This is a genomic window from Gemmobacter nanjingensis (genome assembly GCF_014652195.1).
Taxonomy (GTDB): Bacteria; Pseudomonadota; Alphaproteobacteria; order Rhodobacterales; family Rhodobacteraceae; genus Gemmobacter; species Gemmobacter caeni.
Window position 1 is genome coordinate 1 of the sequence record NZ_BMYI01000011.1, and the last position, 22,479, is coordinate 22,479.

The window sequence follows — 22,479 nt, forward strand, 5'->3', positions numbered from 1 at the left end:
CGGCCACAGTCCCAAGCTCGCTTCCGCTTCGCTTCGTTCCCGCCACCGTCCGTTTCGGTGAGGCAGCTTCTAGGCCCACACCCAAAAACCCGCAAGAGCAAAAATGCAGGAATGTGTCAGATTTTTTTCATGCTGCGGAATGTTGCGCTGCATGTGGTATGTGGAGAAATTTTTAGCACAATATGACGGTTGCGCTGCGTAATAAAAGTTTCCCGAGACTGTAGGCTGGCTGGTGGATCTCGTTCCACATGGCACCGGGAAACAGAATCAGCACGCCAGATGCCGCGGCCAAGCCGCTGATTCCGCGCGATTCCCTTCCCGCGAACGGCGGCTTCCCCTCGCGGAAATGCAAAAGGCCGGGGCTTCCCCCGGCCTTTGCTTACTTCGGCGCCGCACCCGCCTCACATCTGTTGCTGCGGATCGACGACCAGAGGGCAACACCGATCAAAGCCGCCCCTCCCAGTCCGGTAATGACCTCGGGAATATGCACGAGCGTCTGGCAGTACATGATCACCGACAGGATCAGGATGGCGTAGAACGCCCCATGCTCCAGATAGCGGTATTCGGCCAGCGTACCGCGTTCGACCAGCATGATGGTCATGGAACGCACATACATCGCACCGATGCCCAGCCCGATGGCGATGACGAACAGGTTCTGGCTGAGCGCGAAGGCCCCGATCACCCCGTCAAACGAGAAGCTGGCATCCAGCACCTCCAGGTAGAGGAAGGCGCCCAGCCCGCCCTGCGCCGCAGCGCGCGTGGTTTCCTGCGTGCGATCCAGAAACCCGCCCAGCACCTCGACCAGCAGGAAAGTCAGCAAGCCGTAGATGGCGGAATAGACGAAGACGTTCCGGGCCTCGCCCTCCAGAAGGCGCGAGAACAGGAGGACAAGGATCAGCACAAGCGCGATCTCGACCCCTTTGATCGTGGCGTAAGAGGCCATGCGGCTTTCCAGCCATTCGACCCAGTGCACATCTTTTTCCTGATCGAAGAAATAGGTCAGCGCCACCATCATCAGGAAAGTGCCACCGAAAGCAGCGATGGGCAGATGTGCCTCCTGCATGATGCGCGCGTATTCAGCCGGGCGGGCGGCCGCCATGATCAGCGCGTCGATCGGACCGACATGCGCGGCAATGACCACGATCAGCAGCGGGAAGACGATCCGCATGCCGAAAACCGCGATCAGGATACCCCAGGTCAGGAATCGGTGCTGCCAGACCGGGCTCATCGTTTTGAGCTTGTTGGCGTTGACGATGGCATTGTCAAAGGACAGCGAGATCTCCAGCACCGCCAGAACGGCGCAGATGAAGAAGATGGTCAGCGCACCGGAAAGCGTGCCGGTTGTCTGCCAGCCAAGGGCGGCGCCTAGCGCCAGCCCGACACCTGTCACGATGAAGGCCCATTTGAGATATGCGACCATGGGCTTGGCCGTTGATGTGGACATGAAAGTCAGCATTCCGCTCGGCGGTCCAGAACGCGAGGTGCCGACATCACAAGAGCGCCGATCTCTTGCCAGAGGGGCCCGGTCACCGTGTTGCCGCGGGCGCCTTGGCCCCGCGATGCCCCGAGATAGGAAGGACCGGGCCGTTCTGTCAACTGCCCTGCATACGGCGCCCCGAAACCGAGGCGCCGGAGCAACGCATCAGGCCGCGGCGCGACGGCCCAATACCTGCGCCACCGTGGCCCCGATGGCGGAGGGGTTTGGCGCGATGGAAATGCCAGCCGCGGTCAGGATCTCCACTTTCTCCTGCGCGCTTTCCCCAAAGGCCGAAACAATGGCCCCGGCATGGCCCATCTTGCGGCCCTTTGGCGCCGACAGCCCGGCGATATAGGCCACCACCGGCTTCGACATATGTTCCCGCACCCAGGCGGCGGCCTCCGCCTCCTGCGGGCCACCGATCTCACCGATCATTACGACGGCATCGGTCTCGGGATCGGCCTCGAACAGTTGCAGGATGTCGCGGAAGCTTGACCCGTTCACCGGATCGCCGCCGATACCGACCGAGGTGGAAACGCCGATGCCCAGCGCCTTCATCTGGCTGGCAGCCTCATAGCCCAGCGTGCCGGAACGACCGACGATGCCTACCCGACCCGGCATGTAGATATGCGGCGGCATGATGCCCATGAAGCCGCGGCCGGGCGAGATGATGCCCGCGCAGTTCGGCCCGATCAGCCGCATCTTGCGGTTTTCGGGATAGCGGCGCAGGAAGCGTTTCACCTGCATCATGTCCTGAGCCGGGATGCCGTCGGTCACGCAGACGGCGGTCTTGATGCCTGCATCCGCCGCCTCCATGATCGCATCGGCCGCGAAGGGCGGCGGCACGAAGACGAGGCTTGCCTCGGCCCCCGTCGCATCCACCGCCTCGCGCACGGTGTTGAACAGTGGCCGGTCGAGGAAAGTCTCCCCGCCCTTGCCGGGCACCACGCCGCCCACCACATTGGTGTTGTTCTTGATCATGTCAGCGCTGTGGAACTGGCCGATGCGGCCCGACATGCCCTGAACGATGACCTTGGTCGTCTCGTTGATCAGAATGGTCATACTTTCCTCCCTCAGGCGGCGCGTTTCTGGCGCAGGCCAACGGCGATGTCGGCCGCTTCGGCAAGCGTGTCAGCGGTGTGCAGCGGCAGCCCGCTTTCGGCGAGGATGCGCTGGCCTTCCTCGACATTGGTTCCGGCAAGGCGCACCACGACCGGGATGGTCATGCCGACCTCGCGGTAGGCTTTCACCACCCCCTCGGCCACCCAGTCGCAGCGGTTGATGCCCGCGAAGATGTTCACGAGGATCACCTGCACATTGCGATCGGTCAGCACGGTGCGGAAGGCGCGGACCACCCGCTCCGGGCTGGCGCCACCGCCGATGTCGAGGAAGTTGGCAGGCTCGCCCCCGGCCAGCTTGATCATGTCCATCGTGGCCATGGCCAGACCGGCGCCGTTGATGATGCAGCCGATGTCACCGTCGAGCCCGACATAGGCCAGACCATAATCGCCGGCCATGCTTTCGCGCGGGTCTTCCTGGCTGCGGTCACGCAGTTCGGCGACCTCGGGGCGACGATAGAGCGCGTTGGTGTCAAAGCTCATCTTCGCGTCCAGCGCCACCAGATCACCCGAGCCGTTGATGATCAGCGGATTGATTTCGACCATCGTGGCGTCAAGCTCGCGGTAGGCACGGTGGCAGGCCGTCAGCACATTGACCATCTGCGCGATCTGACCACCGCGCAGGCCCAGCGAGAAGGCAAGCTCCCGCGCCTGGAACGGCACCAGACCCACCGCCGGGTCGATGACCATGCGGCGCAGCGAATCCGCGTCGCTTTCCGCCAGATCCTCGATCTCCATACCGCCATGCGCGGAGGCGACAATCATGATGCGTTCGGATTTCCGGTCCAGCACGAAGCCCAGATACAGCTCCTGCCGGATCTCGGACGCCGCCTCGACCCAAAGCCGATAGACCCCCTTGCCATTCGCATCGGTCTGCTTTGTCACCAACTGGCGACCGAACAGGGTTTGCGCGTAGTCCTGCACTTCCTCGGGGCTGCGGCATAGCTTCACCCCCCCCGCCTCGCCCCGGCCACCCGAGTGGATCTGCGCCTTCACCACCCAGGCGCTGCCGCCCAGTTCGCGCGCGCGGTAGCCTGCCTGTTCCGGGCTGTAAGCCAGGCCACCGCGCGGGACCGGCACGCCGAAGCCTGCCAGAATTTCCTTCGCCTGATATTCATGAATATCCATTTATATTCCTCCCTCAGCGTGCGGCGATGGCGTCGGCCAGAACGATGACGTTGCGCGCCATGCGTTCCGAGGCCGCGTCGATCATCTTGCCGTCCAGCGAGGCGGCGCCGCGCCCTTCGGATTCCGCCTTGCGCAATTCGTCGATGATGCGGCGGGCACGGGTGACTTCGGTATCCGGCGGCGAGAAGACCTCGTTCGCCAGCGTGACCTGCGAGGGGTGGATGGCCCATTTGCCATCGCAGCCCAGCGCGGCGGCGCGACGCGCGCCCTCCTTATAGCCCTCGGGATCACTGAAATCGCCGAAAGGTCCGTCGATGGCGCGCAGGCCATAGGCGCGGCAGGCAACCACCATGCGGCTGATCGCCGAATGCCACTGATCGCCGGGGTAATGCGGGTTCAGACCACCGATGTTGGTGGTGCGCGCCCTGAGGCTCGCCGCGTAATCTGCCACGCCGAAGTGCAGCGCCTCCAGCCGGCCACCGAACTGCGCGATGGCCTCGACATTCGCCATGCCCAGCGCGGTTTCGATCAGCGCCTCAAGGCCCACGCGGGTCTGATAGCCCTTCGCCATCTCGATCTGGTTCACCATGGCCTCGACCATATACAGATCGCCGGTCACGCCAACCTTGGGCACCAGAAGCGTGTGCACGCGGTCGCCCGCCTGCTCCATCACATCAACGACGTCACGATACATGTAGTGCGTATCCAGTCCGTTGATGCGGACAGAAACGGTCTTGCCCGCCGCCGCCCAGTCGATGTCGTTCAGCGCCTGAATCGCATTCTTGCGGGCCTGTTCCTTTTCCGGCGGTGCCACCGCATCCTCAAGGTCGAGGAAGATGTAATCCGCCGGGCCAGTCGCGGCCTTGTCGATCATGGTGGGGTTGGACGCCGGGACGGCAAGTTCCGAGCGCTGCAGGCGTTGGCGCCGCAGCGGGTGCAAAGTGTGGCTCATATGTCTGTCCTGTTTATCCGGAGATCATTCGGCGGCCAGCCGCAGCTCGGGCTGGGCGGGGCGCATCAGGTAAACTTCCTGGGCAGCGGCAACGCCCGAGCCCAGCTTGATCCGGGCACCGGCCTCGACCAGTGCCATTTCGGCGATGGAGATGGCGGTGAGGCACATGCCTTCATTCAGATCGCCCAGATGGCCGATGCGGAAGGCCTTGCCGTTCAGTGGGCCAAGCCCCGACCCGAGCGAGCAGTTGTAGCGCTCATAAGCGATGCGGATGACCTCGCGCGCATCTACTCCTTCAGGCACGCGCACCGCGGTGACGGTATCGGAATAAAGCGTCGGATGTTCGGCGCAGAGGTCCAGCCCCCAGGCCGCCACCGCACGGCGCACACCCGATGCCAGCCGCTTGTGCCGCGCATGAATGTTCGGCAGCCCTTCTTCCATCATCCGCGTCAGCGCCGCCTTCACGCCATGCAGCAGCGGCACCGGCGGCGTATAGGGGAATGAACCGCCGTCATGGGCGCGCAGCATGTCGGCCAGGTCGAAGAAGGCACGGCGCATGGTGGAACTTTCCATCGCCTTCAGCGCCTTCGGGCTGACCGCGAGCATACCCAGACCTGCCGGGCTCATCAGCCCTTTCTGGCTGCCGGTCACCGCCAGATCGACGCCCCAGTCATCCATGCGGAACGGGATCGAGCCGATCGAGGACACGCCATCGACAAACAGCAGCGCATCATGCAGCGCATCGTCCAGCGCCTTGCGCACGCCCGCCACGTCCGAGGTCACGCCAGTCGCGGTTTCGTTATGGGTGACGAAGATCGCCTTGATCTCGCCATGCCTGTCCGCGCCCAGAATACGGGCGAATTCCTTTACCGGGGCGCCCGCACCCCAGGGCAGGTCGATCAGCTGCACCTCAAGCCCCAGCTTCTTCGCCATCTCTGCCCAGAGATGCGAAAACTGGCCATGCCGCGCCATCAGCACCTTATCGCCGGGATTCAGCGTATTGGTGATGGCCGCCTCCCAGCAGCCGGTGCCCGATCCGGGAAACAGGGCCACGCGCCCCTTGGTGGTGCCGTAGACGGTCTTGAGATCGGCGAAGATGCTGGCCGTCAAATCCCCAAAATCCGGGGCGCGGTGGTCCTGCATCGGCACGTTCATGGCGCGGCGAACGGTTTCCGGCACATTGGTGGGGCCGGGGATGAAGAGGTGAGAAAGTCCGGTTTTCATGGCAATCCTCCCATTGCTGAGATTATTGATGCCGGGAAATTTCACTGTGGGGAAATGAATCTGCGTTCTGCTGTAAACGCGAGAATTTACATGGTTCATAAATTGTAATATTGTAAAGTTGACGAACCAGAAATTTGTGTGCAACCGTATGCAGAAGACATTCATCGGCCCCCAGCTTCGCCGTTTGCGGCAGGAAAGGGGAGAGACCCAGGCCCAGATGGCAAAGGCGCTCGGCATCAGCGCATCTTATGTCAACCTTTTGGAAAACAACGAAAGATCTGTTTCCGTCGCGATCCTGTTCCGGCTGATGGACACTTATGGCGTCGACTGGCGGGACATCGCCGAGGATGACAACGCCAATCTTTTGCCCGAGCTGCGCGGCGCTGTGCAGGACCCTCTCTTTGCGCAGTTGCGGCCGGATCTGCCGCAACTGCGCGCCGCGCTCATTCACAGCCCGGACCTCGCAGCGGCTTTTCTGCGCCTGCATCGTGCCTATCACGCGATTTCCGACCAGCTTCTTTCAATGACGGAGCTTGCGGGCCAGACCCCGCTGTCCTCACCCGAGGCAGCAGTTCATGACATCTTCCGCAAGAACAGGAACAATTTCCGGGATCTGGAAGAGGCTGCCGAAGCCTTCTGGGGCACGGAACAGGTTGAACGGGATGACATCTATTACGCGCTGAAGCGTCGGCTGCGGGATCGGCTGGGCGTTCGGGTTCGGGTTCTTCCCGTTGAGGACATGCCCTTTTCGCTGCGTGACTATAATGTGGCGCAGCGCGAAATTCAGCTTTCCGAAGCGCTGGACCACACAAACCGCATCTTCCAGCTTGTGCACATGTGCGCCCTGCTGGAGCTGGCCCCGCTTCTGGACGGGGTTATCGCCGCGTCGGTGCTGAAAGATCCGCAAGGCGTTGCGCGTCTGCGGGTGGAGCTTGCGAACTATTTCGCCGCCGCAGTCCTGATGCCCTATGATGCCTTTCTGGCAGAGGCGAAGGCCACAAAGTACGACTTCGACCATCTTGCCACCCGATTCGGCGTCAGCTTCGAACAGGCCTGCCACCGCGCAACAACGCTTCAACGCGAGGGTGCACCGGGTGTGCCCTTCTTCTTCCTGCGCATCGACAAGGGCGGCAACGTTGCCAAAAGGTTCAATGCCACCAGTTTTCCGCTGGCAGAACACGGTGGCGCCTGCCCGCGGCTGGATGTCCACACCAGTTTCCGCACGCCTGGTCGCATCGTCCCGCAATTTGTGGAAATGCCCGATGGCGGCCGGTTTTTCGTATTCTCACGCACGGTGGAGCGGCCGACATGGGTGCGCCACGCACAGGACAATCGCCTGGCCGTCGCAATGGGTTGTTCCCTCGAACATGTCAGCGAAATCGGCTATGCTGAACCCTTCCTGCTTTCAGGCATCACCATGACACTCGTGGGGATCAACTGCCGCATCTGCCCGCGCAATCATTGCGACCAGCGTGCATATCAGGCTTTGACCCTGCCGGAGCCCGTCAACACCATGCGTCGTGGCGCAACCCGCTTCGAGGCCTGACTCACAACCCGCCCCCGGCGACTGCCGCAAGCAGCTTTTCCAGTGCGGAACGCGACTGGCCGCTTCTTTCAACCAAGCTTCTTGCGTGGGCAAGCGGCTTGTCCGCGAGTTCTTCCACGGGTGAATCGCTGTCAAACGCCGCGGCCTTACGCCAGATTCCCTGATCCTGTTCGGCAACCGCCCGCCAGGACCGGGATACGCGCAGCGCCTGCCGCATCGCTTCATCATCGCCCGCGCGCCGGAATGCCCCCACAGCCTCGGCAGACAACCCCAGTTGCATCAGCATCGCGCCGCGAAGCGCATCAGCCTCTGGCCCTTCCAGCCCCGCTAATCCTCGCAGTGCGGCTGCGGCATCCTTGCGCTGCGCTGCCAATCTTGCCGAAAGAAGCCGATCCGATGCGTCCTCAGAAGCGGTACGCCTCTGCGTCGCCCAACTCTCCGCAAGCTCGGGAAGACCCAGGTCCATGAAGCGCGCAACCAGAACAGACCGGGTTTTGGCCGGCAGCTCCGCAGGGGCGCCGGAGGCATCGCTTGCCAGCATCAGCAAATCAGAGCTCCCTGCGCGCTCCGCCAGAATATCCCAGACAATCAGCCGCGTCTGATTGTCTGCCGCCGCCGCAAAGCCGCGCGAGAACTGTCCGTTCAGCGCAAGCGCAACAGCAAGGGCGTGATGAAGCCTTTGGTCGTCCGGCTGACCCCGGTATTGCTGCGCAAGAATTTCCAGATCCTGCACAAGCCCGGCCTCGACCGGCGCGCTTGCTTTCCAGGCAATATCGACCAGCGCGATCAGGGCTGCGGGTTCCAGTTCATCATGCCCGGACGCGATGTTGCGAAAAGATCTCTCGGCTTCGCGGGGCGCTTCCTCTGCCGCGATGGATGCGTCAAGCGCACGCACAGCCGAACTCGCCGACGGGCTACCGCGTGCCATGACATCCCTGATTTTTCGGACCATTTCGGCATCCCTGTTTTGCCGGAAACGCTCTGCAAGACCCGGACCCAGGGATTCACGCAGGGCAAGTGGCAGTCGGGAAAAGCCCATATAAATGGCATCTCGATTGACCCGCTCGCCCGGGCGAAGCGAGGGACGCGCCAGCACCGACCAGAGCGCGGCAGGCGAGTCACAGCCTTCCATGCCGGTAAACGGGTTCCTTTCCGGCCTCTCGCCATCCACCAGGCGCGCGAGGGCAAGCAGAATCGGGATATCTTTCAAGCCTTGGGGAAAGGTATTGGCCAACTGTGCAGCTTCGGCCCCGAAACCCATCGCAATATATCTCCGCGCCGCCATCGCGACAGCCTCGGGCTGCGGCTCGTCGAACTCTCCGACAAGGTCTTGCCTCAATGCGGAAAACTGCCCGAAAATCGGCGCTTCATCCGACCATTCCGGAAGAAGGAGGCTGTCCTCTCCGAGGCACGCACCGTCTTGCGGCGACTTTTCCGCATTTTCCGAGATATGTGTTTCCAACCCCTCCGGCGGTTTGACCCTCACATGTTCGGATTGTGGGGTGGAAACTTGCTCCACAGCCTTGGGTCGGGCGATCCTGGGGGTGCTCAGATCAACCAAACCTTGGGTCGCCGCTGCGCCAATGCCCTCGGCTATGGTCTTTCGCATGCCGACAAGGGCAAGATCATCCAGAAGCGGCAATGATCCGCTCTCTGCTTCTTGGGAGGAGGGCGGTAAACCCGGTATCACGGGGTTGTCGATCAGCAAAGGCATCTCGAAGGGTGAGTCCTTCCGGGGGGAGCCAGATTTCAGGTCGATCACGATAATCCCTGGTCGAAACTCGAATGCTTCGGCATGACAATCACAGGCCATGGCGATCCTGAGTCTGCCAAAGGCCGCAACATCAACCCCGGCCAGCCTTGTCTTAGGTATCCGGCGGAATGTCTGTGACAAATCGAAGGTCAGGCCCGGTTTGCTGATCTGAAGCAGATATCCATCCTCCAGCCGCCCCAGTTTCCAGGTTGCGGGCTCCCCGACAGACACAACAAGGCGTGAAAAACCATCGTGCTCTCCCGAAGTGACCCGCGCAATTTCGGCGCAGATCGGGCTCGGCAGGAAGAGCAACAGAAGAACCAGAAAGCGCCCCATCACGCGGCTTCCTGCTTCAGGGAGCGCAATGCTTCTTCCAGCTCTACAAAACTCGGTCGCAAGTTATGCGGCGTATTCTGCCTGCCGACCTCAATGCAGATATTGGCCGGATGGTTGTAGAGGTTGGCGACCAGAACTTCGCGGATCAACTGGTAGAAATGCGCATCGTCCTCCACCACGGCCTTCACGCGGGTGGCAAAGGGACCGACTATCCCATAAGCCAGAAAAACCCCCAGAAATGTTCCCACAAGCGCGCCCCCGATCATCTTGCCCAGCACCTCCGGCGGCTGGTCAATCGCGCCCATGGTCTTGATAACCCCCAACACCGCAGCAACGATCCCCAGGGCGGGCAAGGCATCGGCAACGGATTGCAGGGCATGGCTGGAATGCAGGGCGTGATGCCGTGCGGTATCCATCCGCTTGTCGAGCACCTCTTCCACCTGATGCGGGTCGTCATAGTTCATGGAAGCGGCACGCAGCGTGTCGCAGATCAGGTCGAGCGCCTCATGATCTGCCCGGATGCGTGGGTACCGCGCGAAGATCGCCGACTCTTCCGGTTTTTCTATATGTTCTTCCAGCGCCACCGGATTCGAACGGGCAATGCGAATAAGCTCGAACAGCAGGCACAGCAGATCACGGTAGTCCCCCGGCCGCCACTTCGGCCCTTTGAACACCTTGGCGATATCCTTCATCGCATGTTTGACCGCAGCCAGATCATTTGACAGCAGAAACGCGCCTAGTGCGGCACCCCCGATCATGATCATCTCGAAAGGCAGGGATTTGAGAATGATCCCCAGCTTGCCGCCGGCAAGAATATACCCGCCGAACACCATGACGAAGATTATGACAATACCGACGAGGCCGAACATCGGCACCTCCTTCCCGCTGCATCTCCAACGATCTTTCCGCGTGGCAGGTTAAGATTCCCTCACTCCCTTGGAGCATTCGCGTTGCGACCCGCGATCAGCACGCTCATCGCATAGGCCGTATCCGGCGGCATTCCGGCGAGGATTGCCGCAGCAGCCTGCGGCTGCATCCTTCCAAGGAAACCTGCGGCAAACTGCGGGTCCATCCCGGCAAAGATCGCTGCGGCCTCTTTGGGCTTCATGGCCTGATAGACTTCGGTCAGTTGCGTAAGATCCCGCTCTGCCGCACCGTCGGCGAGCGAAAGCGTTGCGCGAAGACGATCCTCGGCGGTCGCGAGCTCGGCCAGCCGTCTGGTCACAACATCCTCAGCAAGTGCAAGCGCTGCGGTCTTTTCAGCCAGTGCTGCTTCCTGCACCCTGACCCTTTGCTCCCGCAGAGAAAGCGCCTCGACCAGAGCGGCGGGCGGCGTGGGGCAGTTCAGCGGAACCGCCGCCGGGCCTGTCTCCTCCGATGCGGCCAGTGCCTGACCGACGTTGGTGCCGATCCGCAGTGATGCGCTTGCCAGAAGCAGGACCGACAGCAGATAGAGCGCGCCACGTCCGGGCCGACGCACCATCCTGCTCATATTCCGGTCTCCGCTTCATCGCGGCCATTCCGCCGACGCACGAACCGCAATCGCCGGTCCCCCGCATCATCGTCGGCCCGCTCCGGCAGATCGTGCAGCGAGGCCAGCATGACCTCCAGTCGCGCGGCGGCGGTTTCGGCGCGCAAGGTCAGTGATTCCAGCGTCGCGGCAGAGCCGGTTGCGGCGGCCTGCGCCCTGGCCAAAGCGCGGGTCATATCGTCGACCTGTGCCGAAAGAACGGCAATCGCACCACCCATTCCGGATTCAAGTGTCGAGAACCGTTTCAGCCGTGCCGAAAGCACATAGCAGTAGAACGCGACGCCAAACGTTCCCGCAACCATCAGAATATCTGCGACAAATGTCATGACTGCCCTCAGTTCAGAACAAATTCGGTGACAAGCAGGTCGCGCACGCGCCCCTCGCCTGTGACCACCTGAATGCGGCGCAGAAGCTGCGCCCTGATCTTCAGAAGGGCACTGGGGTTCTGCAATTCGGCCACTTCGACGGCCCGCAGATAGGAATTGATGACATCCAGAATCCGGGGCATCAGGTTGGCAACCTCGGTCGTATAGATGGGCGAAACCTCCAGCTGCGATCCGAACTTGAGATGCTGGTTGTTTCCTGCGGCACCAAGGGATATCATCACCGTATCGACCGGCACAAAAGCGAGATCGGGCAGGTTTTCTGCCGGAGGTTCCACCTTGGCCGAATGGCCAGGCAGGGGGATCAAACCGCTGTAGGTGCCATAAAACCCGCCCGCTGCAAGCAGCAAGGCGAGAATGCCCCCCACCAGCAGAGGCTTTTGGGAAGCTTTTTTCGACGCCGCTTCCTGCGGCTCTTGCGTGTCTGCCATGGCTCTCTCCGCAACCTTTCGGGAAAAAGCTATAACGCCAAGGTCACTAACCGATTGTTAAGCCCGATCCCGCATGAGTCGTCTGAACGGGGGCAGATGCCCGCACGGCGGAGACGGCGCATGCAGAATCTGATTTCGCTTTGGTCGCAGATGAATCTGCGCAGACGAGTCACGGTGATCGGGGTAACGCTGGCCGTATTTCTTCTGGTTTTCGCCATGTCGCAGATCGCCGGGCGCACGGAATATGCCCTTCTCTACTCCGGGCTGGAGCCTCAGGCGGCAGGCGAAATCGTTGCGGCGCTGGAACAGCGCGGTATCGCCTATGAGGTGCGCGGCAACGCCATTCAGGTCGATGCCGCGCGCCGGGATACGCTTCGCATGACCCTTGCTGCCGAAGGCCTGCCCGCTGCGGGGGGCGCAGGCTATGAGCTTCTGGATGGTATGTCCGGTTTTGGCACCACTTCGCAGATGTTTGATGCCGCCTATTGGCGAGCGAAGGAGGGTGAGCTGGCCCGAACCATTCTGGCCAACCCGGCGATTCGCAACGCGAGGGTTCATATCGCCCAGTCTGCTGCGCAACCCTTTCGCAAATCTGCGCCGCCCACTGCTTCGGTCACCGTCACCACAGCCTCAGGGACAGTTTCAGCCGAACAGGCAAAGGCTCTGCGCCATCTGGTTGCGGCCGCAGTCAGCGGAATGCGGCCGGAAGATGTTGCTGTCATCGACAGCGTGGGCGGTCTGGTTCCGCCAGACTCCGACCCCGCCACGAATGCCGCGGCTTCTGACCGGGAAACTGCCTTGCGCCAGAATATCGAGCGTCTTCTTGAAGCCCGCGTCGGACCGGGGAACGCCGTGGTCGAACTCTCGCTGGATCTGGTCACCGATCAGGAGCAGATCACCGAGCACAAATTCGATCCGCAGGGCCGGGTGGCGATCTCGACCGATACGACCGAGAAATCGGGCACCAATCGTGAGGCCAATCAGGATGTCACGGTCGCTTCCAACCTTCCCGAAGGGAATGCCGGACAGAATGGCGGCAGTCAAAGCCAGAGCAGCGAAACACGCGAAAGGGTGAACTTCGAGGTTTCGGAAACCCGGCGCGAGCTGGTCCGGGGTCCGGGCACCATTCGAAGACTCACCATCGCCGTTCTGGTGAACGGCCTGCCCAGCCTCGGGCAGGATGGAAGCACAAGCTGGCAGCCCCGACCCGAGACGGAGCTTGCCGATCTGCGCGAACTCGTTGCTTCCGCCTCAGGGCTCGACACGTCGCGTGGTGATGTCCTGACCCTGAAATCCCTGTCTTTCGAGTCGTTTGCGGCGCAGGGCACTTTGGCCGAGGCGAGCTGGCTGCCGCCGCTTGACGTGATGCGGCTTGTCCAGATTGGTGCGCTTGCACTTGTGACGCTGGTGCTTGGGATTTTTGTTCTGCGCCCCCTGCTGACCGGCGCCAGGCAGATCCCTGACTCGGATACCCCCCTTCTGCCCGCAACCGGCACCGGTATACTGCCTGTCCCCGCGGGCATGACCGAAAGTCCGCGCGTGGTTTCGGGCGAGATTGACGATATCGGCGATATTTCCGGCTTCGCCGATATCCCCGGCGAGAGTGTCGACCTTCCTGATGATCCGGTCGACAGGCTTCGTCGACTGATCGAGGCACGTCAGGCCGAATCCGTGCAGATCCTGCGCGGCTGGCTGGAAGAGCCGGAAGAGAGGGCATCGTGACCCTGAAGCTTGAAGTCTTCGAGTCGCGGGAAGAATCCGAGGCAGCGACACCTCCGCGTGCCTCGGTTGCCGAGGAAGAGCGGCTTGCAGCCTATGAACAGGGATATTCCGCCGGCTGGGAAGATGCCGCGAATGCCGCGAGTCAGGAGCAGGGCCGGATGACGGCCGACCTTGCCCGCAGCATTCAGGCGCTTGGCTTCACATTTCATGATGCGCGGATGCATGTGCTGAAGGCGCTGGCACCGCTGATGCAGGAAATCGCCTGCCGCCTGCTGCCCGGGGTCGCCCGCGAGGCACTTGCGCCAACAGTGCTCGAAACCCTGACGCCCCTGGCGGAGGAACTGGCGGAGGCACCTGTGGAGCTCGTGCTCAATCCTGCCGCGCGCGCGCCGGTGGAGAACCTGCTTGGCCAGGCAACAGGGCTTCCACTTCGTCTGGTCGAGGAGCCGACCCTGAGTGAGGGGCAGGTCTATCTGCGCCTCGGGGAAACAGAAGCGCAGATAGACCTTGATCGCGCGACCAGCGAACTGACCGCAGCGGTTCGCAATTTCTTTGGATTGTCAGAACAGGATCGCACAGCATGAACGACACGGCAGATGGCAACCCTTTCGGGCAGGTGCCCATAGAAATCGTGATTTCCGTGGGCAAGGCTCGGCCACGCATCCGGGATCTTCTGAAACTCCAGCGTGATGCGGTCCTGCCGCTCGACCGCCGCGTGGACGATCTGGTGGAACTTTACGTTGGCGACCGGCTCATCGCGCGGGGCGAGTTGCAGGAGATGGAGGGTGATCAGGCCGGGCAACTGGCGGTTCGCCTGACCGAAGTCGCCAATCTGCGTGGCGAGCTGTAATGCGGGGAACCCTTTTGACGGGCACTCTGCTGCTGCTTGCCGGCCCGGTAGCGGCGCAAAGCCTGACGGTCGATCTGGGCGCGGGGCCGACATTGGGCCTGCGGTCCATGCAACTGATCGCGCTGATCACATTGCTTGGTCTGGTGCCGGGACTTGCGGTCATGGTGACCTGCTTCCCCTTTATCCTGACCGTGCTGTCCATCCTGCGACAGGCGATCGGCCTGCAACAGGCCCCACCCAACATGCTGATGGTCAGCCTCGCCCTGTTCCTGACCTGGTTCGTCATGGACCCCGTTCTGACAGAGGCATGGACCAAAGGCGCAGGCCCGCTGTCACGGGGCGAGATTGAATTGCAGGAGGCGATCCCGCTGACCATCGCGCCCTTCCGCCGCTTCATGGCCGCGCGAACGAACCCCGAGACCTATGCCGAACTCGCCTCGCTGCGCGAGAACGAGCCACCCGAGGTCGCAGATGCCGCACTGCCGCTGCTGGTGCCGTCCTTTCTGCTGTCCGAACTGCGCCGCGCCTTTGAAATCGGCTTCATGGTCTTCCTGCCCTTCCTGATCATCGACCTGGTTGTTGCCGCGATCCTGATGTCCATGGGCATGATGATGGTGCCGCCAGCCATCGTTTCCCTGCCCTTCAAGCTGGCGTTCTTCGTCGTTGCCGACGGGTGGAGCCTGCTGTCCGGTGCGCTGGTCCGAAGTTACCTTTAACGCTCGCGCAGCGCCTGCTGCGATTTGTAAAGCGGCTTGGTCAGATAGGTCAGAATGGTCTTGCCACCGGTCTGCAATTCCACATCCGCCAGCATGCCGGGCCGGATTTCCAGCGCCTGCTGGCGTTCGGTCAGCTTCGATAGGTCCACCTTTACCGTGACCTTGTAATGCGGGTCGCCATCGGGATTGCGCGAGCGATCATCCTTGAACGTATCGGCAGAAATGAAATCGACCTTTCCCTGAAGCGTGCCATAGATCGTGTAATCATAGGCGGTCAGCTTGATCGTGGCATCCTGATCCTTGCGGACCTGCGCGATATCCTCGGGTTTCACCCGCGCCTCGATGTAAAGCTCGTCCTCCAGCGGAATGATCTGAAGGATTTCCTCGCCCGGGCGGACCACACCGCCGATAGTGGTGATCGATAGTTTGTTGACCACGCCTTTCATCGGCGCCACCAGAACCGTGCGGCGCAACTGGTCTTCCGCGATCTTCAGCTGCTGTTTCAACGAGGTCAGCTTGGCCAGCGTCTCGGAATAGTTGGTGGCGCGATCCAGCTCCATCTGGGTAATCACGTCATTCAGCCGGTTTTCGGCTTCCGACTGCTGCTTGCGCGCATTCGTCACCTCGATCAGCGGCACCACTTCCATCGCAAGCATCTTCTCAAGGATCTCAAGTTCCTTGTTCGCCTGCTTCAGAACCTGCTCGGCGCCTTCTTTCTTGGAAGAGAAGTCGCTTTGCCGGGCCCCGAGAAGTGTGGTTTCCGAGGCCACGATATCCGGCACCCGCGCGGCATACTCCGGTGGCACATCGAAATCCGCGAGGTTCAGCATCTCGGCCTCCAGCCGGAGACGGCGAATTTCCAGTGTCGCAACCTGATCGGTCAGATCGTCCACCTGGGATTGGTATTGCGTGCCGTAAAGGCGGGCCAGAACCTGACCGGGTTTGACGATATCGCCCTCCGACACGTTCAGTTCGGCCAGAATGCCGCCCTCAAGGTTGTTGATGATCTGCGGACGCGACGAGGAAACCACCGTTCCGGGTGCATGCACGATCTCTGCCACCCAGGCGATGGCCGACCACAACAGAAAGACGACAACCGCAAGACCGATCACCCAGATGGTGACCGAAGGGCGGCGGGTGCGTTCGGACAGGTCGTGATCGAAGGCTGCGCTGCTCATGCCTTGCCCCCCTGCGCCTTGGACAGATGCGCCAGCACGGCGTCGCGCGGGCCATCGACGGCCATCTTGCCGTTCTGGAGGATCACCGTGCGTTCCGTCAGTTGCAGGATCGGCACGCGGTGGGTGGCGATGATCGCGGTGCGCCCCTTCAGCCAGCCATGCAACCGGCTGACCAGTGTCGCCTCGAGGGTCTGGTCCAGCGCGGCGGTCGGTTCGTCCAGCAACACGACTGACGGGTCTTGCAGCCAGAGTCGCGCCCAGCCGATGCTTTGCCGCTGCCCGACCGAAAGCCCCTCGCCCAGTTCACGGATCTCCAGGTCCAGCCCGCGCGGATGGTTGCGCACGAAGGGGCCAAGACCCGCAAAATCCAGCGCGGCGAAAAGCCGGTCGTCATCGCGTTCCAGTTGGGTGAGGTTCAGGTTGTCGCGCAGGCTGCCCGCAAACAGTCGCACCTCCTGCCCTAGATAGCCGATCCCGCGGCGCAGGTCGCGCGGATGCACCTGCCCCAGATCCACCCCGTCGATCAGGATGCGGCCGCGCGTCGGGTCAAACAGACCCGCCAGCAACCGCAGCAGCGTCGATTTGCCGGAACCATTGGCCCCGAGCACCGCGACGTGTTGGCCGGGCGGAATGGCAATGCCGGGGATATCGACCACGGCGCTGGATTTCTCATCATAGCGGAATTCCACGTTGCGCAGCTCGAACCCGCCTTTGATGCGGTCACGGCGCAAATAGCTGCGGCCCGCTTCCTCCTGCTGTTCGGCACTGGCGATGCTTTCCAGCCCGTCCAGCGCCGCGCGCACATTGGCCCAGCGCGCCAGCGTGGCAGAAATCTGCGACAGCGGGCCAAGCGTGCGCGAGGTCAGGATACCGATGGCGATGATGGTTCCGACCGTGAAATCGCCGGCAAAAACCTTGTAGGCCCCCACAACCACGGCGCTGACATAGGTCGCCTGCTGCACGCCCTGCGCCCAATAGGTCAGCAGCGACGACATATGCCGCTGTTCCGAAGATTTCAGCGCCGAAAGCGCAGTCAACTCGGCCCAGATGCGAGAAATCCGGTCCTGCGCGCGCTGGGTTGTGACCGTTTCATGTTCATAGACCGCTTCGTAAAGCAGCCGCGCCGCGCGGGTGGAGGCGCCCTGTGTCGCTTGTGTCAGCGCGATCATGCGCTTCTGGAAGAACAGGCCCGGCGCCACCATCAGGATGCCGCCGACCACCAGAATCCATACCAGATTGCCGCCGATCGAGGCGACAAGCAGGAAGAAAATAATCAGGAAGGGCAGATCCGCCAATGTGCCGATGGTGGTGGAGGTAAAGAATTCACGCACCGAAGAGAACTCGCGCATCGCCGAAAAGGTTTGCGACGGCGTGCGTTTTCCGGGGGCGGCGCGCATGTTCAGCAGCCGCTGCATCAGCCGTTCCTGCACCGACAGTTCGATCCGGCGGCCGGTGGTATCCATCAGGGTCGAGCGGGCGACCTTCAGCATGCCCTCAAGCACCACCGCCAGAAAGGCGCCAAGGGCCAGAACCCAGAGTGTGGGCTCTGACTGGTGCGGAATCACCCGGTCGTAGACCTGAAGCGAAAACAGCGCCACGGCGACCGCCAGCAGGTTCGCAACCAGCGAACCGGCCGCAACCTCTGCCAGCTGGCGGCGATACCCCCTGAACTCACCCCAGAACCAGTGCGGACGCGGCGCATCCTCGGCGTGGCGTTGTTCCAGCGCCGCCATCGAAGGCCGTGCACGCAGGAAAGTGCCACCGAACACCGCCGCAAATTCCTCCAGTGCGACTTCGGCACGCTTGTCCGGCAGGGTGGCGTCATAGATCGTCACGCTGTCATCGGATTGCGAAAGCACCAGAACAAGCTGCCCCGAGGACATTTGCGCAAGTGCGGGCCAGAAGGCAGGCTCTGGCGCAGCAGCACGATCAACCCGCGCGACAAGGCCCAGTTCGGTCAGCGCGCGACAAAGGTGATTGAGGTCAGGTGTCGTCCCGGCGTCGGCATGCCGTACCATCGCCTCGGCCAGATCGGCGGCGGAAAGCTCGGCCCCGGTCAGACCCAGATAGATCGTCGCCAGCCGCGCGCGGGCCAGGGCCTTTTCGCCCGGCTTCACGGCGGGATGTGCCGGGGCGGCGGGACGCGGCTGCACCGCACTGCGATTGGCATTCAACTCGAATGCGACGACCCGATCGGTCATAGCTGCGCCCCGCTTACCAGAACCCCGCGGTCGCGGGCGATTTCCAGCCTCCGCAACGCAATTTCATATTTCAGTCCGGCCTGTTCGCGCTGCATCGCGACGAAGGTCTCGAACATGCCCACCAACTCCATCAGCGGGCGGCGGCCCATCTTGTATTGCTGGGTAAAAGTCGCAAGCGTCGCCTCGGTCTGCGCAAGAACAGTCGCGCCCTCGGCCTCCCGTGCCTGCAAGGTGGCAATGTCATGCTGAAGCGAGACAATCCGCCGGTTGGTATCTTCGGCACTTTTGGCAATCCGACGGTCCACCACATCGCCTGTGGATTTCAGCGCCTCAAGCTCGGCCCCGGTGCCAAAGCCAAAGGCATTGTCGGCCCCGATAGAGAGGCCGGACAGCAGGCCATCGTCATTCAGCTTCGCCTCGGCCTTCATCCCCGGAAAATAGCCCGCACGCAGGATATCAGCCTCGGCCAGCGTGCGCGTGCCCTCGGCGCGGGTTTTCAGGACCGCAATCGGCTCTGGTGTGGCGGCATCCGGCGGCAAGGACTGAAGACCCGAAACGGCATCCAGCGGCCGGGACGACATCGCGTTCAGCTCAGCCAGGGTCTGGCTGGCATTGAACCTGTCATCATTGAACCTTGCCCGCATCTCGGCGGTTTTCTGTTCGATGACCCGCTGCTCGGAACGGTCTGACAGGCCGCCATCGGCGCGGATCGTGACGATCCGCTGAAATTCGGCCATGCGGGCCACTGCCGCTTCGGACAGCCGCACGTAATCGCGCGATTGCTGCGTCTTGATATACAGCGACAGGCCATCATAGACGCGCGCATTGGCATCGGCAGCCAGCGAGGCGGCGGCCACTTCGACATCAGCAGCGGAATAGGCCCGTTCGGCCTTCCTTGCGCCGCCGTCGAAAATGGTCTGCTCGATCAGGATGGAAGCGGCGACCGCACCAAGCGAGGTCAGGCTGACGCTCGGCCCGATCTTCGGCAGCCAGTTTTTCGACTTCGCCTCGGACCGCAGCCGCGCCACCCGCAGCTCGGCACGGGCCACACCGGCATTGGCCTCGGTCACGGCCTGCGCGACCTCGGCATAAGGGCCGGAAGGTGGCAGGATCGACTGGCGCGCCAGCAACGCGTCGATGATGTCGGACCGCTGTTTGGCATCCTGCCCGGCGCGACGAAGTTCCGTCATTCCAGCCGGTTGGTCGGGGCGATATCCCGCCCCGAACCCTGATTTGGTTACATCCGGCCCCGGACCGCCCATGCAGCCGGCCAGCGCCAGCACAAGCGTCAGGGCCGGGCCGGGGCGCAAAACCCCGGCGCGAACTGGTTTACACTGCACGGGCATCCTGTGCCCTCCGTCAGATCAACGTCGTATTGATATCGTCGTCGATCAGAACCGAACCGTGCCCGTCGCCCAGCGTGTAAACCGTATAGGTCTGCCCGTCGATCGACTGGGTGCCCGTCGCGGCGAAGTCGCCGCTCAGCTTCACGTCATCGGCCGCATCACCCTTGATCATCATCTGATTGTCCGGCCCGGTCAGGCGGGTCAGGTCATCTGCCGTCAGGGTCATCTGCGCATCCGGTGCCCAGGTCAGGTCCACCGCCGCGAAATCGAAGCCGTGCAGCCCGGCGCGATCAAGATCGACCTCCACCGAATTCGTGGTGTTCACGATCAGCAGCGTGGAGGACGAGTTACCCGCCGCATCCGCATTGTTGATCACCAGATAGCTGCCGTCCGGCACCGTACCGCCAAAGCGGAACTCGGTTTCGTTGAAGGTGGCGTTATCGGTTTCCGTCGCCGAAACATGGCTCACCGCGCCCGAAGCATCCACACGGTCGAATGTGTAGATGTCATCGGTCATCTCGGTATAGAGCGCCCGCATGCCGATGGCATTGCCCAAGGCATCCTTCGTCGGCGTGATCGCGGTGATCTCCGGCGACAGCGGTGCGACCGTATCGACATGGATCGTTTCGGTGAAGAAATCGACGTTGCCGACGCTGTCGGTGGCGCTGACGCGGATGTCGGTATCAATGCCATCCCCGACCGGCAATTCGCCCGCCGCCAGGGTGACCGACCACTTGCCATCCGCACCGGCATTCACCGTATGGCGCGTGCCGTTCTCCAGCGTCACGGTCACGGTCGAATTGGCCTCGACCGTGCCCTGAACCACAACGCCCTGGGCATATTCGGCGGCATTCACCACGCCATCGCCCGCGATCTCGCCCGAAAGGCCCAGATTGCGCACCAGCGTGTCGACATGCACGGCCTGAGTCAGCGTCTTCGTGTTGCCGATGTGATCGGTCGCCACCATGGTCATCGTCAGGTCATGCTCACCCGCCGGGATCTCGGCCGAGGGCACCCGGACAGACCAGTTGCCGCTGGCATCGACCGTCGCATTGTGCCACGCACCATCGGCCAGCTTGACCACAACGCGCGAGCCGACTTCAACCGTGCCCGAGACGACAAGATCATTGGCCGCTTCCGCGCCATTGATCACATCATCCCCCGCACCGGCGAAGTTCTGCACCTCGGTGTCAATCGAGACCGTATGCGTTGCCGTGTCGGTGTTGCCCGCCGCATCCGTCGTTGTCACGCTGACGACCGAGTCGCGGGTTCCTTCGGCAATCTCGCTGCCGAGGTAGGTCACGCTCCACTGGCCATCGGCGCCCACGGTCGTCGTGCGGGTGATACCCTCGAATGTCACTTCGACCGATGCACCGGCCTCGCCCTCGCCGGTCAGCACGATGCCCGCGCTGCCCGAACGCTCGGCGGCCGAGATGTAGTTATCCCCCATCTGCGGATCGTCGATGCTGAGCGAGATTTCGGTATCCACGTCGATGGTGTGGGTCGCGGTCGCGCTGTTGCCCGCCGCATCCACCGCCGTGACCGTGGCCACCGTGCCGCTGTAGGTGCCCGAGGCCACCACACCGGCCGCGAAGCTCGCGGTCCACGACCCATCGGCAGCCACCACCGCATTCACCGTGGTGCCCAGCCATTCAACCGTCACTGTTGCCCCGGCCTGAGCCGAGCCGGTCATGGTGATCGTACCAGCCGCCTCGGCCGCGTTGATCACATCGTCCCCGGCAATGGCGGCATCCGCGAAGGCCACGGTGGTGAAAGTATCCACCACCACGGTTTCATGGATGACCGTCTGGTTGCCCAGCGGATCAGTCGCGGTGATCGTCGCGGCATAGCTGTGCTCACCCGCGGCGATTTCCTCGGTCGAGAAGGTCACAGACCAGTTGCCCTCGGCATCGACCACAGTCGTGTGGGTCGTACCCTCGATCTCGACTTCGATCGTGGCGCCAGCCTCGCCTTCGCCCCCGATGGTCACGCCATCAAGATATTCGGCGCCGTTCTCAATGTCGCCGACACTTTCCACCCCCGAGGTCGCCGAGACTTCGGGCGGGGTCATGTCGATCACGAAGCTCGGACCGTCAAGCTCATAGGTGAACCCGCCGCCGGTCACGGTGACTTCGGCCCGGAACGAACCGTCCGAGGGGAACGAGCCATCTTCGAAAGTGACACCCCAGGTGCCACTTTCGGTGATCGTGGTGGTCTGCGTCTGATCGCCGACAACTACGGTCACGGTATCGCCCGGCTCGCCGGTGCCGGTCACGACACAGCGCGGTTCCTCGGTGTTGGTCGTCAGAGTGTCGGATGACTCGGGGTGATCGACGGTCGGGGTGGCACGGGTATCGCCGTCGCCGTCACCATCTCCGTCGCCGTCGCCGTCACCATCTCCGTCGCCGTCGCCGTCGCCGTCGCCGTCACCATCTCCGTCGCCGTCACCATCTCCGTCGCCGTCGCCGTCACCATCTCCGTCGCCGTCGCCGTCGCCGTCACCATCTCCGTCGCCGTCGCCGTCGCCGTCGCCGTCACCATCTCCGTCGCCGTCACCATCTCCGTCGCCGTCGCCGTCACCATCTCC

General features: G+C 62.7%; 20 protein-coding genes. 6 read left to right on the top strand and 14 right to left on the bottom strand.

The window, feature by feature from the left end:
* Positions 1 to 379: 379 nt before the first annotated feature.
* The 5 genes from IE126_RS16300 to IE126_RS16320 all read right to left on the bottom strand — a co-directional run bounded on the left by IE126_RS16300 (position 380) and on the right by IE126_RS16320 (position 5,899).
* On the bottom strand, positions 380 to 1,456 hold the full coding sequence (locus IE126_RS16300) for a DUF475 domain-containing protein (protein ID WP_369814613.1): 1,077 nt from the start codon (positions 1,454 to 1,456) through the stop codon (positions 380 to 382).
* A 186-nt stretch (positions 1,457 to 1,642) separates the two neighbouring features.
* The gene (gene sucD / locus IE126_RS16305) at positions 1,643 to 2,539 is read right to left on the bottom strand and encodes a succinate--CoA ligase subunit alpha (RefSeq protein ID WP_054303957.1); all 897 of its coding nucleotides are present in this window, start codon (positions 2,537 to 2,539) and stop codon (positions 1,643 to 1,645) included.
* Between the two features lie 11 nt (positions 2,540 to 2,550).
* Complete coding sequence (locus tag IE126_RS16310; protein ID WP_054303958.1) at positions 2,551 to 3,723, bottom strand: malate--CoA ligase subunit beta; 1,173 nt, start codon at positions 3,721 to 3,723, stop codon at positions 2,551 to 2,553.
* Between the two features lie 13 nt (positions 3,724 to 3,736).
* Positions 3,737 to 4,675, bottom strand: coding sequence for an HpcH/HpaI aldolase/citrate lyase family protein (locus tag IE126_RS16315; protein ID WP_054303959.1), 939 nt, complete (start codon positions 4,673 to 4,675; stop codon positions 3,737 to 3,739).
* 24 nt (positions 4,676 to 4,699) lie between these two features.
* Positions 4,700 to 5,899, bottom strand: coding sequence for a pyridoxal-phosphate-dependent aminotransferase family protein (locus tag IE126_RS16320; protein WP_054303960.1), 1,200 nt, complete (start codon positions 5,897 to 5,899; stop codon positions 4,700 to 4,702).
* 148 nt (positions 5,900 to 6,047) lie between these two features.
* On the opposite strand from IE126_RS16320, the gene IE126_RS16325 reads away from it, so the two are divergent.
* Positions 6,048 to 7,445: a helix-turn-helix domain-containing protein gene (locus tag IE126_RS16325; RefSeq protein WP_189381622.1), complete on the top strand. Its 1,398-nt coding sequence runs from the start codon at positions 6,048 to 6,050 to the stop codon at positions 7,443 to 7,445.
* A 1-nt stretch (position 7,446) separates the two neighbouring features.
* Here the strand turns inward: IE126_RS16325 and IE126_RS16330 are convergent, their stop codons facing one another.
* The 5 genes from IE126_RS16330 to IE126_RS16350 are packed head-to-tail and all read right to left on the bottom strand — an operon-like array spanning position 7,447 to position 11,879.
* On the bottom strand, positions 7,447 to 9,534 hold the full coding sequence (locus tag IE126_RS16330; protein ID WP_189381623.1) for a hypothetical protein: 2,088 nt from the start codon (positions 9,532 to 9,534) through the stop codon (positions 7,447 to 7,449).
* The gene (motA, locus tag IE126_RS16335) at positions 9,534 to 10,403 is read right to left on the bottom strand and encodes a flagellar motor stator protein MotA (RefSeq protein ID WP_189381624.1); all 870 of its coding nucleotides are present in this window, start codon (positions 10,401 to 10,403) and stop codon (positions 9,534 to 9,536) included. The genes IE126_RS16330 and motA overlap by 1 nt, the downstream gene beginning before the upstream one ends.
* A gap of 59 nt (positions 10,404 to 10,462) precedes the next feature.
* Positions 10,463 to 11,026 carry a MotE family protein gene (locus IE126_RS16340; RefSeq protein ID WP_054303964.1) on the bottom strand — a complete coding sequence of 188 codons (564 nt, stop codon included), beginning with the start codon at positions 11,024 to 11,026 and terminating at the stop codon, positions 10,463 to 10,465.
* Entirely contained in the window at positions 11,023 to 11,391 is a 369-nt protein-coding gene (locus tag IE126_RS16345) for a hypothetical protein (RefSeq protein WP_054303965.1), read from the bottom strand. Before IE126_RS16345 ends, IE126_RS16340 begins: the two co-directional genes overlap by 4 nt.
* 8 nt (positions 11,392 to 11,399) lie before the next feature.
* Complete coding sequence (locus tag IE126_RS16350; protein ID WP_189381625.1) at positions 11,400 to 11,879, bottom strand: flagellar basal body-associated FliL family protein; 480 nt, start codon at positions 11,877 to 11,879, stop codon at positions 11,400 to 11,402.
* A gap of 120 nt (positions 11,880 to 11,999) precedes the next feature.
* On the opposite strand from IE126_RS16350, the gene fliF reads away from it, so the two are divergent.
* Genes fliF through fliP form a run of 4 tightly spaced genes read left to right on the top strand, consistent with a single transcriptional unit; the run spans position 12,000 to position 15,167 of the window.
* Positions 12,000 to 13,601 carry a flagellar basal-body MS-ring/collar protein FliF gene (gene fliF, locus IE126_RS16355; protein ID WP_189381626.1) on the top strand — a complete coding sequence of 534 codons (1,602 nt, stop codon included), beginning with the start codon at positions 12,000 to 12,002 and terminating at the stop codon, positions 13,599 to 13,601.
* Positions 13,598 to 14,185, top strand: a complete 588-nt coding sequence (locus IE126_RS16360; protein ID WP_229825589.1) for a FliH/SctL family protein — start codon at positions 13,598 to 13,600, stop codon at positions 14,183 to 14,185. The genes fliF and IE126_RS16360 overlap by 4 nt, the downstream gene beginning before the upstream one ends.
* The gene (locus IE126_RS16365) at positions 14,182 to 14,451 is read left to right on the top strand and encodes a FliM/FliN family flagellar motor switch protein (RefSeq protein WP_189381627.1); all 270 of its coding nucleotides are present in this window, start codon (positions 14,182 to 14,184) and stop codon (positions 14,449 to 14,451) included. The genes IE126_RS16360 and IE126_RS16365 overlap by 4 nt, the downstream gene beginning before the upstream one ends.
* Entirely contained in the window at positions 14,451 to 15,167 is a 717-nt protein-coding gene (fliP, locus tag IE126_RS16370; RefSeq protein ID WP_189381628.1) for a flagellar type III secretion system pore protein FliP, read from the top strand. The genes IE126_RS16365 and fliP overlap by 1 nt, the downstream gene beginning before the upstream one ends.
* Here the strand turns inward: fliP and IE126_RS16375 are convergent.
* The 4 genes from IE126_RS16375 to IE126_RS16390 are packed head-to-tail and all read right to left on the bottom strand — an operon-like array spanning position 15,164 to position 22,200.
* On the bottom strand, positions 15,164 to 16,345 hold the full coding sequence (locus IE126_RS16375) for an HlyD family efflux transporter periplasmic adaptor subunit (protein ID WP_054303971.1): 1,182 nt from the start codon (positions 16,343 to 16,345) through the stop codon (positions 15,164 to 15,166). The genes fliP and IE126_RS16375 overlap by 4 nt on opposite strands.
* Positions 16,342 to 18,546: an ATP-binding cassette domain-containing protein gene (locus IE126_RS16380; protein WP_054303972.1), complete on the bottom strand. Its 2,205-nt coding sequence runs from the start codon at positions 18,544 to 18,546 to the stop codon at positions 16,342 to 16,344. Before IE126_RS16380 ends, IE126_RS16375 begins: the two co-directional genes overlap by 4 nt.
* Complete coding sequence (locus IE126_RS16385) at positions 18,543 to 19,892, bottom strand: TolC family protein (protein WP_082401085.1); 1,350 nt, start codon at positions 19,890 to 19,892, stop codon at positions 18,543 to 18,545. The genes IE126_RS16380 and IE126_RS16385 overlap by 4 nt, the downstream gene beginning before the upstream one ends.
* A 13-nt stretch (positions 19,893 to 19,905) precedes the next feature.
* Positions 19,906 to 22,200: an Ig-like domain-containing protein gene (locus IE126_RS16390; RefSeq protein WP_229825609.1), complete on the bottom strand. Its 2,295-nt coding sequence runs from the start codon at positions 22,198 to 22,200 to the stop codon at positions 19,906 to 19,908.
* Positions 22,201 to 22,218: 18 nt separating this feature from the next.
* Between IE126_RS16390 and IE126_RS25975 the strand changes: the two genes are divergently transcribed.
* A partial coding sequence (locus IE126_RS25975; protein WP_229825610.1) for a hypothetical protein occupies positions 22,219 to 22,479 on the top strand: 261 nt, incomplete at its 3' end.

Bases quoted from the DNA above. Each gene is read 5' to 3' on its own strand.
- IE126_RS16300 (WP_369814613.1), bottom strand. From the start codon at position 1,456: ATGCTGACTTTCATGTCCACATCAACGGCCAAGCCCATGGTCGCATAT.
- sucD (WP_054303957.1), bottom strand. From the start codon at position 2,539: ATGACCATTCTGATCAACGAGACGACCAAGGTCATCGTTCAGGGCATG.
- IE126_RS16310 (WP_054303958.1), bottom strand. From the start codon at position 3,723: ATGGATATTCATGAATATCAGGCGAAGGAAATTCTGGCAGGCTTCGGC.
- IE126_RS16315 (WP_054303959.1), bottom strand. From the start codon at position 4,675: ATGAGCCACACTTTGCACCCGCTGCGGCGCCAACGCCTGCAGCGCTCG.
- IE126_RS16320 (WP_054303960.1), bottom strand. From the start codon at position 5,899: ATGAAAACCGGACTTTCTCACCTCTTCATCCCCGGCCCCACCAATGTG.
- IE126_RS16325 (WP_189381622.1), top strand. From the start codon at position 6,048: ATGCAGAAGACATTCATCGGCCCCCAGCTTCGCCGTTTGCGGCAGGAA.
- IE126_RS16330 (WP_189381623.1), bottom strand. From the start codon at position 9,534: ATGGGGCGCTTTCTGGTTCTTCTGTTGCTCTTCCTGCCGAGCCCGATC.
- motA (WP_189381624.1), bottom strand. From the start codon at position 10,403: ATGTTCGGCCTCGTCGGTATTGTCATAATCTTCGTCATGGTGTTCGGC.
- IE126_RS16340 (WP_054303964.1), bottom strand. From the start codon at position 11,026: ATGAGCAGGATGGTGCGTCGGCCCGGACGTGGCGCGCTCTATCTGCTG.
- IE126_RS16345 (WP_054303965.1), bottom strand. From the start codon at position 11,391: ATGACATTTGTCGCAGATATTCTGATGGTTGCGGGAACGTTTGGCGTC.
- IE126_RS16350 (WP_189381625.1), bottom strand. From the start codon at position 11,879: ATGGCAGACACGCAAGAGCCGCAGGAAGCGGCGTCGAAAAAAGCTTCC.
- fliF (WP_189381626.1), top strand. From the start codon at position 12,000: ATGCAGAATCTGATTTCGCTTTGGTCGCAGATGAATCTGCGCAGACGA.
- IE126_RS16365 (WP_189381627.1), top strand. From the start codon at position 14,182: ATGAACGACACGGCAGATGGCAACCCTTTCGGGCAGGTGCCCATAGAA.
- fliP (WP_189381628.1), top strand. From the start codon at position 14,451: ATGCGGGGAACCCTTTTGACGGGCACTCTGCTGCTGCTTGCCGGCCCG.
- IE126_RS16375 (WP_054303971.1), bottom strand. From the start codon at position 16,345: ATGAGCAGCGCAGCCTTCGATCACGACCTGTCCGAACGCACCCGCCGC.
- IE126_RS16380 (WP_054303972.1), bottom strand. From the start codon at position 18,546: ATGACCGATCGGGTCGTCGCATTCGAGTTGAATGCCAATCGCAGTGCG.
- IE126_RS16385 (WP_082401085.1), bottom strand. From the start codon at position 19,892: ATGCCCGTGCAGTGTAAACCAGTTCGCGCCGGGGTTTTGCGCCCCGGC.